Raw genomic sequence first — 13,376 nt, 5'->3', positions numbered from 1 at the left:
ATCAGGTCCCGGTCGTGTGTGACGGCGGTACGACGGTCTCGTCGATAATGCCGTCGATGATGTCGCGAATCAGTTCGTCGGTGTGCTGGTGGTGACCGAGCGCCCGGCTTGTGGGCATGAGCCTGTGCCCGAGCACCGCGTGTGCCAGTTCGTCGATGTCGTCAGGAAGAACGAAGTCACGCCCCTGAACGAGGGCGAAGCTCTTCGCTGCGCGCACCAGCTGCAGGGTAGCGCGCGGACTGCCGCCGAGCCGCAGGTCGGGGTGTTCCCGAGTCGCACGCAGAATGCGCACGGCATACGCCTTGACCGCCGGGGAAACGTAGACGTCGCGCACACTCGCCATCATGCGTTGCAGAGCGGATGCCGTCACTACAGGCTCAAGGTCGGCAAGCGGAGTCGACACGTTGCGTGCGGCCAGCATGCTGAGCTCCGCTGTCTCGTCGGGGTATCCCATCGAGATGCGTGCCATGAACCGGTCGCGCTGCGCCTCGGGAAGGGCGTATGTACCCTCCATCTCGATCGGGTTCTGGGTGGCGATGACGGTGAACGGGCTGGCCAGCCGGTAGGTGGTTCCGTCAACGGTGACCTGGCCCTCCTCCATACACTCGAGCAGCGCTGACTGGGTCTTCGGTGACGCCCTGTTGATCTCGTCACCGATGACGACGTTGGCGAACACGGCCCCCGGCTTGAACTCGAAGCGTCGCTCCGCCTGGTTGTACACGGAGATGCCCGTCACGTCGCTCGGCAGCAGGTCAGGCGTGAACTGGATGCGACTGACCGAGGCGTGGATGGACCTGGCCAGCGCCTTGGCCAGCATCGTTTTTCCAACACCAGGGACGTCTTCGATGAGGAGGTGGCCTTCGGCAAGCAGAACGGTCAGGGCCGTTCGCACGGCGGAGTGTTTACCGTCGATGACCGATTCGACGTTGCGGATGATGTCAGCGGCGAGCTGGTGCGCTTCGGCGACGTTGAGGCCAGCGGAGTCCTCCGCTGTGACCACCTGTTCGTCCGTCCGCGCTGACGTTGGCACGCTGGTCATGATCGCTGCAGGAATCGGGCAACGGCGCTCGGCACGTACGGGGTGACGTCTCCTCCAAGGGACGACACCTGGCGCACGAGGGAGCTCGAAACATGGGCGTGAGCCGGGTCCGGGAGCATGAACACCGTTTCGACACCGGCGAGGTGCCGATTGACGATGGCCATCGGCGTTTCGTATGCAACGTCGACCTGAGAACGGATGCCCTTGACCAGGGCCGTCGCGCCGACGTCAGTTGCGTAGTCGACGAGAAGTCCGACGCTCCACGATGCGACAACGATCTTGCCGTCGATGTTTGCGTCCCGGATGGACTCCTCGAGCAGAGAAACACGTTCGGCGATGGGGAGCAGAGCCACCTTGGACGGGTTATGCACGACGAGGACATGAAGTTCGTCGAAGAGTCCTGCGGCCCTCGCGATCACGTCGAGATGCCCGAGCGTGACGGGGTCGAATGAGCCTGGAACGACGGCGATCCTCTGCATGGCCTCAGCCTAGTGGCACGCGGAACCGGCGAAGCCACTCCCCCAGAAAATCCGCAGTGACCGGAAAGACGTGCTGAACCCAGTTCGGCTACTGCGGACGATGCTGGCTAGTTTTTGCTCAACGCGGCGCGAGCCGATGAATCCACACGCTGCTCGAGGGCGTGCCGAAGAGCAACGTGGTTGTCGAGCGCCGTGTCAGCATCGAGCACGGCCTGGGCATCGCTTCGAGCTTTCGCGATGAGCTCTCCGTCCGACGCCACCCGGAGAAGTTTGAGCGATGAGCGCCCGCCCGACTGCGCACTGCCAAGGACGTCGCCCTCCTGCCGGAGTTCGAGATCCGCCTCGGCCAGTTCGAACCCGTCGAGGGTCGCGGCGACAGCGTCGACACGGGCGCGCGCGAGGGTGTTCGGTGCTGAGTTGGTGACGAGGAGGCAGAGCCCTGCCCATTGTCCCCGACCAACCCGACCGCGCAGCTGGTGCAGCTGGGAGACGCCGAAGCGGTCAGCGTCGAGGACAACCATGGTCGACGCGTTTGGCACGTCGACTCCCACCTCGATCACCGTCGTTGCGACGAGGATGTCAATCTCGTGCGCGGCAAACGCGCGCATGATCCTGTCCTTTTCCTCACTCGGCATCCGGCCATGGAGACCTTCGATTCGAAGTCCGGCCGTCGCCGGGATACGACGGAGCTCAGCCAGTGTGCCGACGACCGTCGACCGCGGAGGACCAGGGTCCTTTTCGGTGAGATCAGGAACCGGCGCCTCAGGATCTGTCGGGTCGAACTCTTCCTCCTCCGGCTCGTTGACGTCGATGGCTGAGCACACGACGAAGGCCTGCCGGCCTGCAGCCACCTCTTCGCTCACTCGATCCCACACCCTGTGTATCCACCCCGGATGCTCGGGAAGCCCTGCGACATACGATTCGATGCCCGCACGACCGGCGGGAAGCTCACGGATCGTGCTGACCTCGAGGTCGCCGAACACCGTCATGGCCACGGTGCGCGGAATCGGCGTTGCTGTCAGCACGAGGACGTGCGGCGGCTTGTTTCCCTTCTGCCTGAGCGCTTCGCGCTGCTCGACCCCGAAGCGGTGCTGCTCATCGACGACAACAAGACCGAGGTCGTAGAAGGTGACGCTCTCGCCAAGCAGGGCGTGGGTGCCAACCACGATGAGAGCCTGGCCGCTGACGATTCGCAGCAGAGCCTTGCGTCGCTCGGCCGCTGGTAGTGCCCCCGTGAGCAGCGTGGGGAAAAGTCGGGCGGAGAGATCAGGGCCGAGTGAGCGCACGAGGGAGCGCAGGTGCTGAGCAGCGAGCACCTCGGTCGGGGCGAGAAACGCCGACTGCCCACCGGAATCGGCTGTGGCGAGCATGGCGCGCAGAGCGACGAGAGTCTTACCCGACCCGACTTCACCCTGCACGAGCCGATTCATCGGAATATCCTCGGCCATGTCCTGCGCGATCTCCGCACCAACCCGCGTCTGGTCGCCGGTGAGCTGAAACGCCAGTGCGTTATCGAATTGCTCGAGCAGCCCGCCGGGAACAGGAACACGGGGGGCGGTCCGCTCGAGCCGAGCAATCTGGCGCTGCTGAAAGAGCGCGGCCTGCAGGAGGAATGCTTCTCGGTAACGCAAGGCGTCGTGCGCTCCGTGCCAATCGGCATCCGTCTGCGGCCTGTGGACTTTCTCAATGGCTTGCCCGTAGCTCTGCAGGTTTTCGCGCTGGCGCACCTCAAGCGGAATGGGATCCGGCAGTTCGGGAAGTGAGTCGAGAACGAGGGCCATGGCCTTGTGCACTTGCCAGCTCGCCACAGTGCTTGTGGCCGGGTAGATAGGAATCGGCGTTTCAGCCCATTTGCGCGCTGCAGATGGCCCTGTGTTCTGGTCTGTCGATTCGAAGAGCTCGTAGTCGGGGTGGGCAAGCTGCAGTGCACCCTTATAGTCGCCAACCTTGCCGGCGAAAATGCCGCGTGCGCCGGGTCGAAGCTCACGGGTGCGCCAGGCCTGGTTGAAGAAGGTGAGGTTGAGGACTCCCTTTCCGTCACTGATGCGCACCTCGAGGATCGAGCCTTTGCGTGCCTTCATCGTGCGCTCGCGCACCTCGAGAACCTCGGCGACGATGGTCACTGGCTCGCCGACGGGCAACTCACTGAGCGCGGTCAGTTCGCCCCGGCGGGCGTAGCGTCGGGGATAGTGTTCGAGCAGGTCGCCGACGGTGACGACGCCAAATGCCCGCTTGAACGCGGCAGCCGTGCGGCCGCCGATGACGCTGTCCAGCTTGGCGGCCAGGGGCTCCACGTTCATGGTCCGAGTCTATTCGGACGCACAGACACTCACCCTCCGGCCGACGGGTACTGTTGGCGGGTGACCAGAATCGTTTCCGGGTTTGCCGGTTCCCTGACCTTGAAGGTGCCGAAATCCGGCACGCGGCCGACGAGCGACCAGGTGCGCGAAGCGATGTTCTCGGCTCTCGATGCCCGCGGGATTCTTGAGGGGGCGCAGGTGCTCGATCTCTACGCCGGTTCCGGTGCGCTCGGCCTTGAGGCTGCGAGCCGCGGCGCAAGCGAGGTCGTGCTCGTTGAGCGAGCGACGGCGGCCGCAACGGTCTGCAAACTCAACGCGAAGGCGGTGTCGAAGGCTGCGCCGCACAAGTTGACAGTAGACGTTGCTGCCCGCTCGGTGCAAAGTTACCTTGACTCCGCCGTTGGCCCGTTCGACCTGATTTTTCTCGACCCGCCGTATGACCTTCCCGAAGCGGAGCTTGCAGCGAACCTCGCGTCGCTCGTCCGCCTCCTCGGCCCGGATTCGCTCGTTGTCGTCGAGCGTAGTTCGAGGTCGCCTGAGCCGACCTGGCCGACCGGAATGGTTCCGACCCGCAGCAAAAAGTACGGCGAAACACTGGTGTGGTGGGCTGTACCCAAGTAGGACTACTAGCCGGTCTTGCCGTTCCACCCTTCGTAGGGATCCCAGCCGAGTACACCGGCGATGGCCTGACCGTCGAGGGTGACGCCGGTTCCTTCGGTGACGTCGCCGATTACGCGGAAGCCGGACGGCAAAGCAGCGTCAGCGCTGAACGTGGCGAGCAGTGCGTGGTCCTCACCGCCACGGAGCGCTGCCTCGGGGTCGGACCCCAGGCGATCCCCGTGCAAGTTGAGGTTCACTCCCGAGGCTTTTGCGATCCGTCTGGCGTCAAGAGCCAGTCCGTCTGAGACGTCGAGCATCGCCGTAGCACCGGCCAGGGCGGCGGTGACGCCGGAAGAAATCGGAGGGCACGGGGCGAGTTGTGCGCCGACGGTGTCTGGGTGCTCACTCCTCAGCCGGTCCGCGCGGGCACGGTCCGGCTTTCCGTCCGCGTCGACGGCATCGGAGAAGAGGAGTCGCAGTCCGGCCGCCGCAACCCCGGCGTCGCCACACAGCGCGATCACATCGCCCGGTCGCGCGCCAGAGCGGGTGACCGGGGCCCGCCCCTCAAGGTCGCCAAACGCTGTGATGGCCAGAGTGAATGTGTCGGAAACCGACATGTCTCCGCCGACAACACCGCAGCCGGGCGCGAGTTCGGCGCAGGCATCCCGGAGCCCGCTGGCGATCTGCTCAAGCAGAGCCACCGGAGTGTCGCGGGTTGCGGCGATCGCGACGACGAGGGCCGTTGGTCGCGCACCCATGGCAGCGACATCGGCAAGGTTCGACGCGGCGGCCTTCCAGCCGAGGTCGTGCCCCGTTGACCAGGCGAACCGAAAGTCGGGCCCGTGCACCATCATGTCCGTCGTCACAACGAACCTGCCGTCAGGGGCGGCGATCACCGCGGCGTCATCCCCTGGGCCGAGAAGAGCTGCTGACGCCACGGGAAGCAACGGGAAGATGCGCTCAAGCACGGCCAACTCATGAACGCTTCCGACGGTGTCGAGCTCAGCGCCCTCGGCGTCGGGGCGGGAGTTGTCAGGCTGCGTCATGGGTTCAACGGTAGCCTGAAAGAGATGTCTTCTCGCGCTCTCCCCTCCCGCTCACTCGCCAGCGGCGTCCTCCTCGCCGCACTCGTTTGCCTCGGCGTCACCGGCTGCAGCCAGGCGGTCAGCCTCTCGCCAGCAGCTGACGCCAACAACCCCGCATGCGCGGACGTGATGGTTCGGCTGCCGGACACGGTCGCCGACAAACCAAAGCGCGAGACGAACGCCCAGTCGACCGGGGCGTGGGGCAACCCGAGCGCTGTGATCATGCACTGCGGCGTCGCCGTACCTGGACCAACCACTGACACCTGCATCTCGCTCAACGGCGTCGACTGGATCGCCGATGAGAGTGATGCCGAGAACGACACGTACCGCTACACCACGTACGGCCGCGAGCCCGCCGTCGAGGTCGTGATCAACGCCGACGCAGAAACCGGAGGGGTCTCAGGCACGACAGCGCTCATCGACCTCACCGGCGCCGTCTCCGTGATCCCCACGACGACGGCCTGCGTTGGCCCGGAAGAGGTGCTCGACTAACCGATCCGCCGAGCGTCGGCCACGTCGATGAGCTCGGTGATGAGATCGGCGTAGCTCAGTCCGCTTGCAATCCAACAGCTCGGGAACATCGAGATGGGCGTGAAGCCCGGCATCGTGTTGACCTCGTTGACGACGATGCCGTCCTCGGTCAGGAAGTAGTCGACTCGCGCGAGGCCTTCCGCGCCGATCGCCTCGAACGCACGAAGCGCCGTCGACTGCAGCTGCGCGAGCGTTTCCGCGTCGATGTCGGCCGGGCAGACGAGGTCGATCCCAGGAGCGTCGAGGTACTTGGCGTCGAAGTCGTAGAAGTCTCGTCCGGTAATCACGATTTCACCGGCGACGGATGCCCGTGCGGGCTCCCCCGGACGGCCTCCGAGCACAGCGATCTCCACTTCGCGCCCAGGCATCCCCTTTTCGATCAGGACCTTGTCGTCCTCGGCGAACGCGATGAGCATGGCTCGATCGAGTTGCTCGGGTGACGTGACCTTGCTCACACCGACGCTGGAGCCGGCACGAGCAGGCTTGACGAAAACCGGCGCACCGAGAGCGGCAAGGGCGTCGTGGGCGACAGAGTTGTCAACGTGGTACTCCCTGCGGGAGACCGTGCGCCACGGAGCGACGGCGATACCGGCGTGCTCGAGCACCGTCTTGGTGAAGTGTTTGTCCATGCCGAGCGCTGAGGCAAGCACTCCGCTTCCCACGTACGGCATGTCGATGAGCTCGAGCATGCCCTGGAGGGTGCCGTCCTCACCGAACGGGCCGTGCAGGATCGGAAAGACAATGTCGATATCGCCAAGCGAGGTGTTCACGCCGTCGACCGTGACGGTCAGCTCACGGCTTGTCGCACTGTCAGGCCACCGCACCCGGCTACCGTTGTCGACGACCTCAGGCAGGTGAGCCGGGTCGAGGGCGAACCGCTCGAACCGGTCCTCTTCCAAAACGAAGACGCCATCCCGGGTGATCCCGACTGGCACAACGTCGAAGAGGGTGCGGTCAATCGCCTGAAGCACTCCCCCTGCCGTGGCGCAACTGATCGAATGCTCGCTTGAACGACCTCCAAACAACACCACCACCCGGCGCTTCTCGATCATCGTTTGTCCTTTCGCCCTGGGGCTCGTCGCTGTCTGTCGTGAGGTGAGGTGCAATGTCTTTGGGGTCGAGGGTGCCGTCGAGCACCTGCTTGACCTGCTCGACGATCGGCATTTCGACGCCGATCGACCGAGCCAGTTCGAGCACGGGAGCGACGCTCGCAAGGCCTTCGGCCGTTTGCTGCATCTGCTTGACCACCGCCGGGAAGCTGTAGCCCTGGCCGAGCAGTCGACCGGCCGTGTTGTTGCGCGACAACGGAGATTGGCACGTGGCGATCAGGTCGCCGAGCCCGGCCAGGCCGGACAGGGTCTCCGCTTTCGCGCCCTGGGCAACGGCGAAGTCGGTCATTTCGACGAGTCCGCGTGTGATGATCGACGCCTTGGTGTTCTCCCCATAACCGACGCCGTCGACGATTCCGATCGCAACGGCGATCAGGTTTTTCAGCACTCCGCCGAATTCGGTACCGATGACATCCGTGTTCACAAATGTTCTGAAGTACTTGTTGCGCGCGAGCAATGCGACAGCCTGCGCCGTTTCGAGGCTCTGCGAGGAGATGACGGCGGCTGTGGGCTGTTCGCGGGCGATCTCGAGCGCGAGGTTGGGACCGGATGCCACGGCAATGCGTGCCGGGTCAATATCGAGCCCCTGGGCGATGACCTCGCTCATGCGAAGCCCTGTGCCCCTCTCGACTCCCTTCATCAGGGAGACCACAATGGTGGTCGGTTCGATGTGAGGGCGAATCGCTGCGAGGTTCTCGCGCAGGGACTGGCTGGGAACCGCGATAAACACCTGCTGTGCACCCTTGAGGGCGTCGGCGAGGTTCGCGGTCGCCGTGAGGTTGTTCGGGAGCTGAACTCCGGGCAGGTAGTCGCTGTTGCGGTGCGACTTGGCGATCTCAGCGGCCAGCTCTGGCCGGCGAGCCCACATGGTGACGTGCGAGCCGCCATCCGCGAGGATCTTGCCGAAGGTCGTGCCCCAGCTGCCCGTGCCGAGTACGGCGACACGCGCTGTTGTTTTGCGGCTCAAAATCGGCCTGTGTCTTTCTGGTTGTGTTTGCTCGGGTCCCACGGCTCAGCGGGTGGGGTCTCACCGCGGAGGTCGGCCAGGAGCTCGGTGATCGCGGCCATCACGACGGCCGTTGCTTCGTTGAGCGTTGTGTTGTCGAGCGGCCGGTCGGCGAAGGCCGAGAGGTCGACCGGGTCGCCGACCTTCACGTCGATCCGCTTGGGCGGGAAGAAGCTGATCTTGCGTGAGTACCGCGCCATCACCTTGTCGGTTCCCCAGTGCGCAATAGGCGTGATCGGGATGCCATGGGTCAAGGCGATCCGGACGGCTCCCGTTTTGCCTCGCATCGGCCAGAGGTCGGGGTCTCGGGTGAGCGAGCCCTCCGGATAAACGACGACGCCCTGGCCTTTCTCGACGAGCTGTCCGCCAGCGGCGACGGGATCCTTCCCGCGAACCGCACCGGCACGCTCGACGGGAACCTGCCCGGACTTGCGCAGCAGGTAGCCGACGACCGGCACGTTGAACAGCCCGGCCTTCGCCATAAATCGCGGCGCCCGACCGAGCTTCCAGACGGCCATTCCGATGACGATCGGATCGATCTCGCTGAAGTGATTCGGTGCGAGAACGAAAGGCCCGTTGCGCGGGAACTTCTCGCCATCGGTGATCTTCAGGCGCATCATCAGCGACGCTGGTGGCAGCGCTATCGTCGCAAGGAGCCAGTAAATGGACGGGCGGGTCTTTTCCGCGCTCGCCCGGAGGCGAACTGGTTTCGGGGCAGTCACCGCCCCATTATCCTTCGAGTACGAAGTCGGCCCCCAGCTGCTCGAGCTTCGTGATGAATTTCTCGTAGCCCCTGCTGATGATGCCGACGTTCGACACTGTCGACGTTCCCTCAGCGCTGAGCGCAGCGATGAGGTGTGAGAACCCGCCGCGGAGGTCGGGAACCACGATGTCTGCACCGTGCAGCTTCGTTGGACCTGAGATCACCGCTGAGTGATTGAAGTTGCGCTGGCCGAACCGGCACGCCTGTCCGCCGAGGCACTCCTTGTGCACCTGGATGGTTGCGCCCATCTCGACAAGAGCGTCGACGAAGCCGAAACGCTGCTCGTACACCGTCTCGTGCACGATCGAAACGCCGCGCGCCTTGGTGAGCGCAACAACGAGTGGCTGCTGCCAGTCGGTCATGAAGCCGGGGTGAACATCTGTCTCGATAATCACCGGGTTCAGCTCGGTTCCCGGGTGGTAGAAACGGATGCCGTCATCGTGGATGTCGAACTTTCCGCCGACCTTGCGGTAAACGTTGAGGAACGTGAGCATCTCCCCCTGGCGTGCGCCTCCGACGAAGATGTCACCCTCTGTTGCGAGAGCCGCAGCTGCCCAGCTGGCGGCTTCGTTGCGGTCGAAGAGCGCCGTGTGGCTGTAGCCCTCGAGCCGGTCGACACCCTCAATGCGGATGACACGATCGGTGTCGACCGTGATGATCGCACCCATCTTCTGCAGGATGTTGATGAGGTCCATGATCTCGGGCTCGATGGCAGCGCCACGAAGCTCAGTGATTCCCTCTGCCCGGACAGCCGTGAGCAGAACCTGCTCAGTGGCGCCAACGCTCGGGTACGGAAGGTGAACCTTCGTGCCCTTGAGGCCGTTCGGTGCGCTCATCCGGATGCCGCTCGGCTGCTTCTCAACAACAGCGCCGAACTGGCGCAGAACCTCGAGGTGGTAGTCGATGGGGCGGTCGCCGATGCGGCAACCACCGAGGTCGGGGATGAACGCCTCGCCGAGGCGGTGCAGAAGCGGACCGCAGAACAGGATCGGAATGCGGCTGGACCCGGCGTGAGCGTCGATGTCCGCCATGTGCGCACTCTCGACGTTGGAGGGGTCGAGCATGAGCACGCCCTCCTCGGTACTCGTGACCTTGACGCCGTGGACGTCGAGGAGTCCACGGACCACCCGAACATCGCTGATGTCGGGAACGTCGCGAAGCACGCTGGGGGTTTCACCGAGGATGGCGGCAACCATGGCCTTCGTGACCAGGTTCTTCGCACCCTTCAGCTCGATGCGTCCCGAAAGCGGACGTCCACCGTGAATGGTGATTTTGTCACCTGCTAGGCCCACGCTGGCTCCTGCCCGTGATGCATCCTGAAGAAGTGAAGTCAAATGTATTACCTGCGCAGCCTGATTACTTGATGGGGAGTGTCCGAGGCCGCCAGTTCTCCCTGGCTGCCTCAAATTCGGTGATTCGCGCCTCGTCGCGCAGGGTAAGGCCTATGTCGTCAAGGCCTTCAATCAATCGCCATCTAGTGTAATCATCGATCTCAAATGAAACCGTGAGCTCACCGACAGTGACCTTCTTGGCAACCAGATCGACGGTTACTTCTATTCCCGGTGCGCGATCGATCTCGTCCCAGATGCGTTTCGTATCGTCCTCGGAGATCTGCGCGGCCAGAAGGCCCTGCTTGCCAGAGTTACCGCGGAAGATGTCACCAAACCTCGGGCTGAGGATGACCTTGAACCCGAAGTCGCGCAGCGCCCACACGGCGTGTTCGCGCGAGGAGCCCGTGCCGAAATCCGCCCCGGCTACGAGCACGCTTGCGCCTGCGAACTCGGGTTGGTTGAGCACGAACTCCGGGTCCTGGCGCCAGCCGGCGAAGAGCGCGTCTTCGAATCCCGTCTTGGTGACGCGCTTGAGGTAGACAGCGGGGATGATCTGGTCGGTGTCAACGTTTGACCGCTTCAGCGGTGCGGCGATGCCTGTGACAGTGGTGAACTTGTCCATGCTCAGTTCGCTCCTTCGAGGTCGGCGGGGCTTGAGAGAGTGCCGCGAATCGCCGTAGCCGCCGCGACGAGCGGCGACACGAGGTGGGTTCGTCCGCCCTTGCCCTGGCGTCCTTCGAAGTTCCGGTTGCTCGTTGAGGCACAACGCTCACCTGGAGCCAGCTGGTCTGGGTTCATCCCCAGGCACATGGAGCAGCCTGCGAACCGCCATTCGGCACCGAAATCCTTGATGATCTGGTCGAGGCCCTCGGCCTCCGCTTCGATCCGCACCCGGGCGGATCCAGGGACAACCATGACTCGAACGCCGTCGGCCTTCTTCTTGCCCTGAATCACGGAGGCGAAGGCTCGAAGATCTTCGATTCGGCTGTTTGTGCATGACCCCATGAAGACCGCGTCGACAGGGATCTCCTTCATCGGGGTACCCGCGGTGAGGTCCATGTACTCGAGTGCACGCTCGGCGGCGGCTCGCTCGTTCGGATCGGTGATGCCGGCCGGGTTGGGGACAGCGTCGCTGAGCGACACACCCTGGCCCGGGTTGGTTCCCCAGGTGACGAACGGGTCGAGGGTGTTGGCGTCGAGGAAGACCTCAGCGTCGAACGCTGCGCCGTCGTCCGTGGACAGTGTGTTCCAGTAGGCGACGGCCTCGTCCCAGTCAGCACCTGATGGTGCGTGCGGGCGACCCTTGAGGTACTCATAGGTGATCTCGTCCGGTGCAACCATGCCGGCGCGTGCCCCAGCCTCGATCGACATGTTGCAAATGGTCATGCGTCCCTCCATGGAGAGAGCACGAATCGCCGAACCGCGGTATTCGAGCACGTAGCCCTGGCCGCCACCGGTTCCGATCTTCGCGATCACGGCGAGGATGATGTCCTTCGCGGTGACGCCGGGCCGGAGCTCACCGTCGACGTTGATCGCCATGGTCTTGAACGGCTTCAGCGGAAGGGTCTGCGTGGCCATGACGTGCTCGACCTCGCTGGTTCCGATGCCGAAGGCCATGGCACCGAATGCGCCGTGCGTCGAGGTGTGCGAGTCTCCGCAGACCACAGTGATGCCGGGCATCGTGAGGCCGAGCTGGGGACCGACGACGTGCACAATGCCCTGCTCGATGTCCCCGAGCGAGTGCAGGCGAATCCCGAACTCGGCTGCGTTCTTGCGCAGGGTCTCGATCTGGGTCCGGCTCGTCAGATCGGCGATGGGCTTGTCGATGCCGATCGTCGGAGTGTTGTGGTCCTCGGTTGCGATCGTCAGGTCGGGGCGGCGAACCGGGCGACCGGCCAGGCGCAGCCCATCAAACGCCTGCGGGCTTGTGACCTCGTGAACGAGGTGAAGGTCGATGTAGATGAGGTCGGGGTTTCCGTCCTCCCCCTTGGCGACGAGGTGGTCATCCCAGACCTTCTCGGCGAGGGTGCGCGGCCGTGGCGTCGGTGCGGCGTGCTTCGGGTGGCCGGTCGGCGCCGGCCCTGTGTGCTCAGTGGACTCAGTTGTCTGCTGCATGATGCGTTCCTTGCGAAGTGTGGTGGATCAGGCATCGACGAACCCCGCGACGGGGTGGCCTGGTGACTAGGCCCCGTCGCGGCAGCTAAGAAGCATCCCGAACAGCACGATCCACAGAATATCACCCACCCGCGACGGCGGCCCTCTTGTCGGCATCCCGAGGCGCGTCGCCGGCGCCACCGCCCTCTTTCGCGCCGGAAACTCGCAGCTCTTTGACCCTAGGATTTACCCGCGCGTTACTCGCGCCACATTTGTCGACTTCTGCCCCAGGAGCCCCATGTCTTCCGTCCCTCCCCCCGCCGGCCGCAGCCTCGCTGTCTCGAGCATCGGCTACATGATCTTTTTCAGCCGCTGGTTGCAGGCGCCGCTCTATCTGGGACTGATCATCGCCCAGCTCATCTACGTCTGGGTGTTCATCCAGGAGCTGTGGCACCTCGGCGACGATGTCATCAACCACTCGGCCGACGTGACCGAGGCAAGTGTCATGCTCGCCGTGCTCGGTCTCATCGACGTGGTGATGATCGCGAACCTGCTCATCATGGTCATTATCGGCGGGTACGAGACGTTTGTTTCGAAGATCAATCTCAGTGGCCACCCCGATCAGCCCGAGTGGCTCTCGCACGTCAACGCGAATGTGCTGAAGGTCAAGCTGGCGATGGCCATCATCGGGATCTCATCGATTCACCTCCTGAAGACCTTCATTGAGGTCGGAAACATGACGGATGCCGGCAGCGGCTCGGACGTGACCGGAGAAAACTACACCTCGCTCGGCGTCTTCTGGCAGGTTGTCATCCACATGGTGTTCATCGTCTCGGCACTCGCCCTCGCCGCCATCGACAGGATGTCGAAGCATGTTCCGCCAGCGGGGCACACCGCCGGGACCTCGCCGACCGGAATGGCGCCCTCTGACCCGTTCGCCGCCGAGCACCGACTCCCGAACACCCACATTGAGGCCGACGCGATCGCTCGCGCCGCAGGGGAACGGCCAGCGCTGCACAACTGATCACGGTGCAGGGCA

At 64.2% G+C, this 13,376-nt stretch carries 13 protein-coding genes; 3 read left to right on the top strand and 10 right to left on the bottom strand.

What is annotated here, in order from left to right; translation table 11 throughout:
• Position 1: 1 nt before the first annotated feature.
• From D9V28_RS03000 to D9V28_RS02990, 3 genes are all read right to left on the bottom strand, one after another.
• A complete protein-coding gene (locus tag D9V28_RS03000) occupies positions 2 to 1,039 on the bottom strand; it encodes an AAA family ATPase (RefSeq protein ID WP_121658202.1) in 1,038 nt (345 codons plus the stop codon).
• A complete protein-coding gene (coaD, locus tag D9V28_RS02995) occupies positions 1,036 to 1,518 on the bottom strand; it encodes a pantetheine-phosphate adenylyltransferase (RefSeq protein WP_121658201.1) in 483 nt (160 codons plus the stop codon). The genes D9V28_RS03000 and coaD overlap by 4 nt, the downstream gene beginning before the upstream one ends.
• Before the next feature lie 107 nt (positions 1,519 to 1,625).
• Positions 1,626 to 3,818, bottom strand: a complete 2,193-nt coding sequence (locus tag D9V28_RS02990; protein ID WP_121658200.1) for an ATP-dependent DNA helicase RecG — start codon at positions 3,816 to 3,818, stop codon at positions 1,626 to 1,628.
• 60 nt (positions 3,819 to 3,878) lie between these two features.
• On the opposite strand from D9V28_RS02990, the gene rsmD reads away from it, so the two are divergent.
• Positions 3,879 to 4,439, top strand: coding sequence for a 16S rRNA (guanine(966)-N(2))-methyltransferase RsmD (gene rsmD, locus D9V28_RS02985; protein ID WP_121658199.1), 561 nt, complete (start codon positions 3,879 to 3,881; stop codon positions 4,437 to 4,439).
• Between the two features lie 5 nt (positions 4,440 to 4,444).
• Here rsmD and thiL read toward each other — a convergent pair whose 3' ends face one another.
• Positions 4,445 to 5,464, bottom strand: a complete 1,020-nt coding sequence (gene thiL / locus D9V28_RS02980; protein ID WP_121658198.1) for a thiamine-phosphate kinase — start codon at positions 5,462 to 5,464, stop codon at positions 4,445 to 4,447.
• Positions 5,465 to 5,488: 24 nt separating this feature from the next.
• On the opposite strand from thiL, the gene D9V28_RS02975 reads away from it, so the two are divergent.
• Positions 5,489 to 5,995 carry a DUF3515 domain-containing protein gene (locus D9V28_RS02975; RefSeq protein ID WP_121658197.1) on the top strand — a complete coding sequence of 169 codons (507 nt, stop codon included), beginning with the start codon at positions 5,489 to 5,491 and terminating at the stop codon, positions 5,993 to 5,995.
• Here D9V28_RS02975 and D9V28_RS02970 read toward each other — a convergent pair.
• From D9V28_RS02970 to leuC, 6 genes are all read right to left on the bottom strand, one after another.
• Positions 5,992 to 7,086, bottom strand: a complete 1,095-nt coding sequence (locus D9V28_RS02970; RefSeq protein WP_121658196.1) for a D-alanine--D-alanine ligase family protein — start codon at positions 7,084 to 7,086, stop codon at positions 5,992 to 5,994. The two genes, D9V28_RS02975 and D9V28_RS02970, sit on opposite strands and share 4 nt — an antisense overlap.
• Complete coding sequence (locus tag D9V28_RS02965) at positions 6,989 to 8,110, bottom strand: NAD(P)H-dependent glycerol-3-phosphate dehydrogenase (protein ID WP_121658195.1); 1,122 nt, start codon at positions 8,108 to 8,110, stop codon at positions 6,989 to 6,991. The genes D9V28_RS02970 and D9V28_RS02965 overlap by 98 nt, the downstream gene beginning before the upstream one ends.
• Positions 8,107 to 8,871, bottom strand: a complete 765-nt coding sequence (locus tag D9V28_RS02960; protein WP_229727703.1) for a lysophospholipid acyltransferase family protein — start codon at positions 8,869 to 8,871, stop codon at positions 8,107 to 8,109. The genes D9V28_RS02965 and D9V28_RS02960 overlap by 4 nt, the downstream gene beginning before the upstream one ends.
• A 7-nt stretch (positions 8,872 to 8,878) precedes the next feature.
• A complete protein-coding gene (gene murA / locus D9V28_RS02955; protein ID WP_121658194.1) occupies positions 8,879 to 10,204 on the bottom strand; it encodes a UDP-N-acetylglucosamine 1-carboxyvinyltransferase in 1,326 nt (441 codons plus the stop codon).
• A 64-nt stretch (positions 10,205 to 10,268) separates the two neighbouring features.
• Entirely contained in the window at positions 10,269 to 10,865 is a 597-nt protein-coding gene (gene leuD / locus D9V28_RS02950) for a 3-isopropylmalate dehydratase small subunit (RefSeq protein WP_121658193.1), read from the bottom strand.
• Between the two features lie 2 nt (positions 10,866 to 10,867).
• A complete protein-coding gene (gene leuC / locus D9V28_RS02945) occupies positions 10,868 to 12,358 on the bottom strand; it encodes a 3-isopropylmalate dehydratase large subunit (RefSeq protein ID WP_121658192.1) in 1,491 nt (496 codons plus the stop codon).
• A 277-nt stretch (positions 12,359 to 12,635) separates the two neighbouring features.
• Between leuC and D9V28_RS02940 the strand changes: the two genes are divergently transcribed.
• Positions 12,636 to 13,361, top strand: a complete 726-nt coding sequence (locus D9V28_RS02940; RefSeq protein ID WP_121658191.1) for a TIGR00645 family protein — start codon at positions 12,636 to 12,638, stop codon at positions 13,359 to 13,361.
• Positions 13,362 to 13,376: the final 15 nt, after the last annotated feature.

The organism is Mycetocola zhadangensis (assembly GCF_003668565.1).
Taxonomy (GTDB): Bacteria; Actinomycetota; Actinomycetes; order Actinomycetales; family Microbacteriaceae; genus Mycetocola_A; species Mycetocola_A zhadangensis.
The sequence above is the reverse complement of the archived record's forward strand: the minus strand, read 5'-3'. Positions and strand labels throughout refer to the sequence as shown.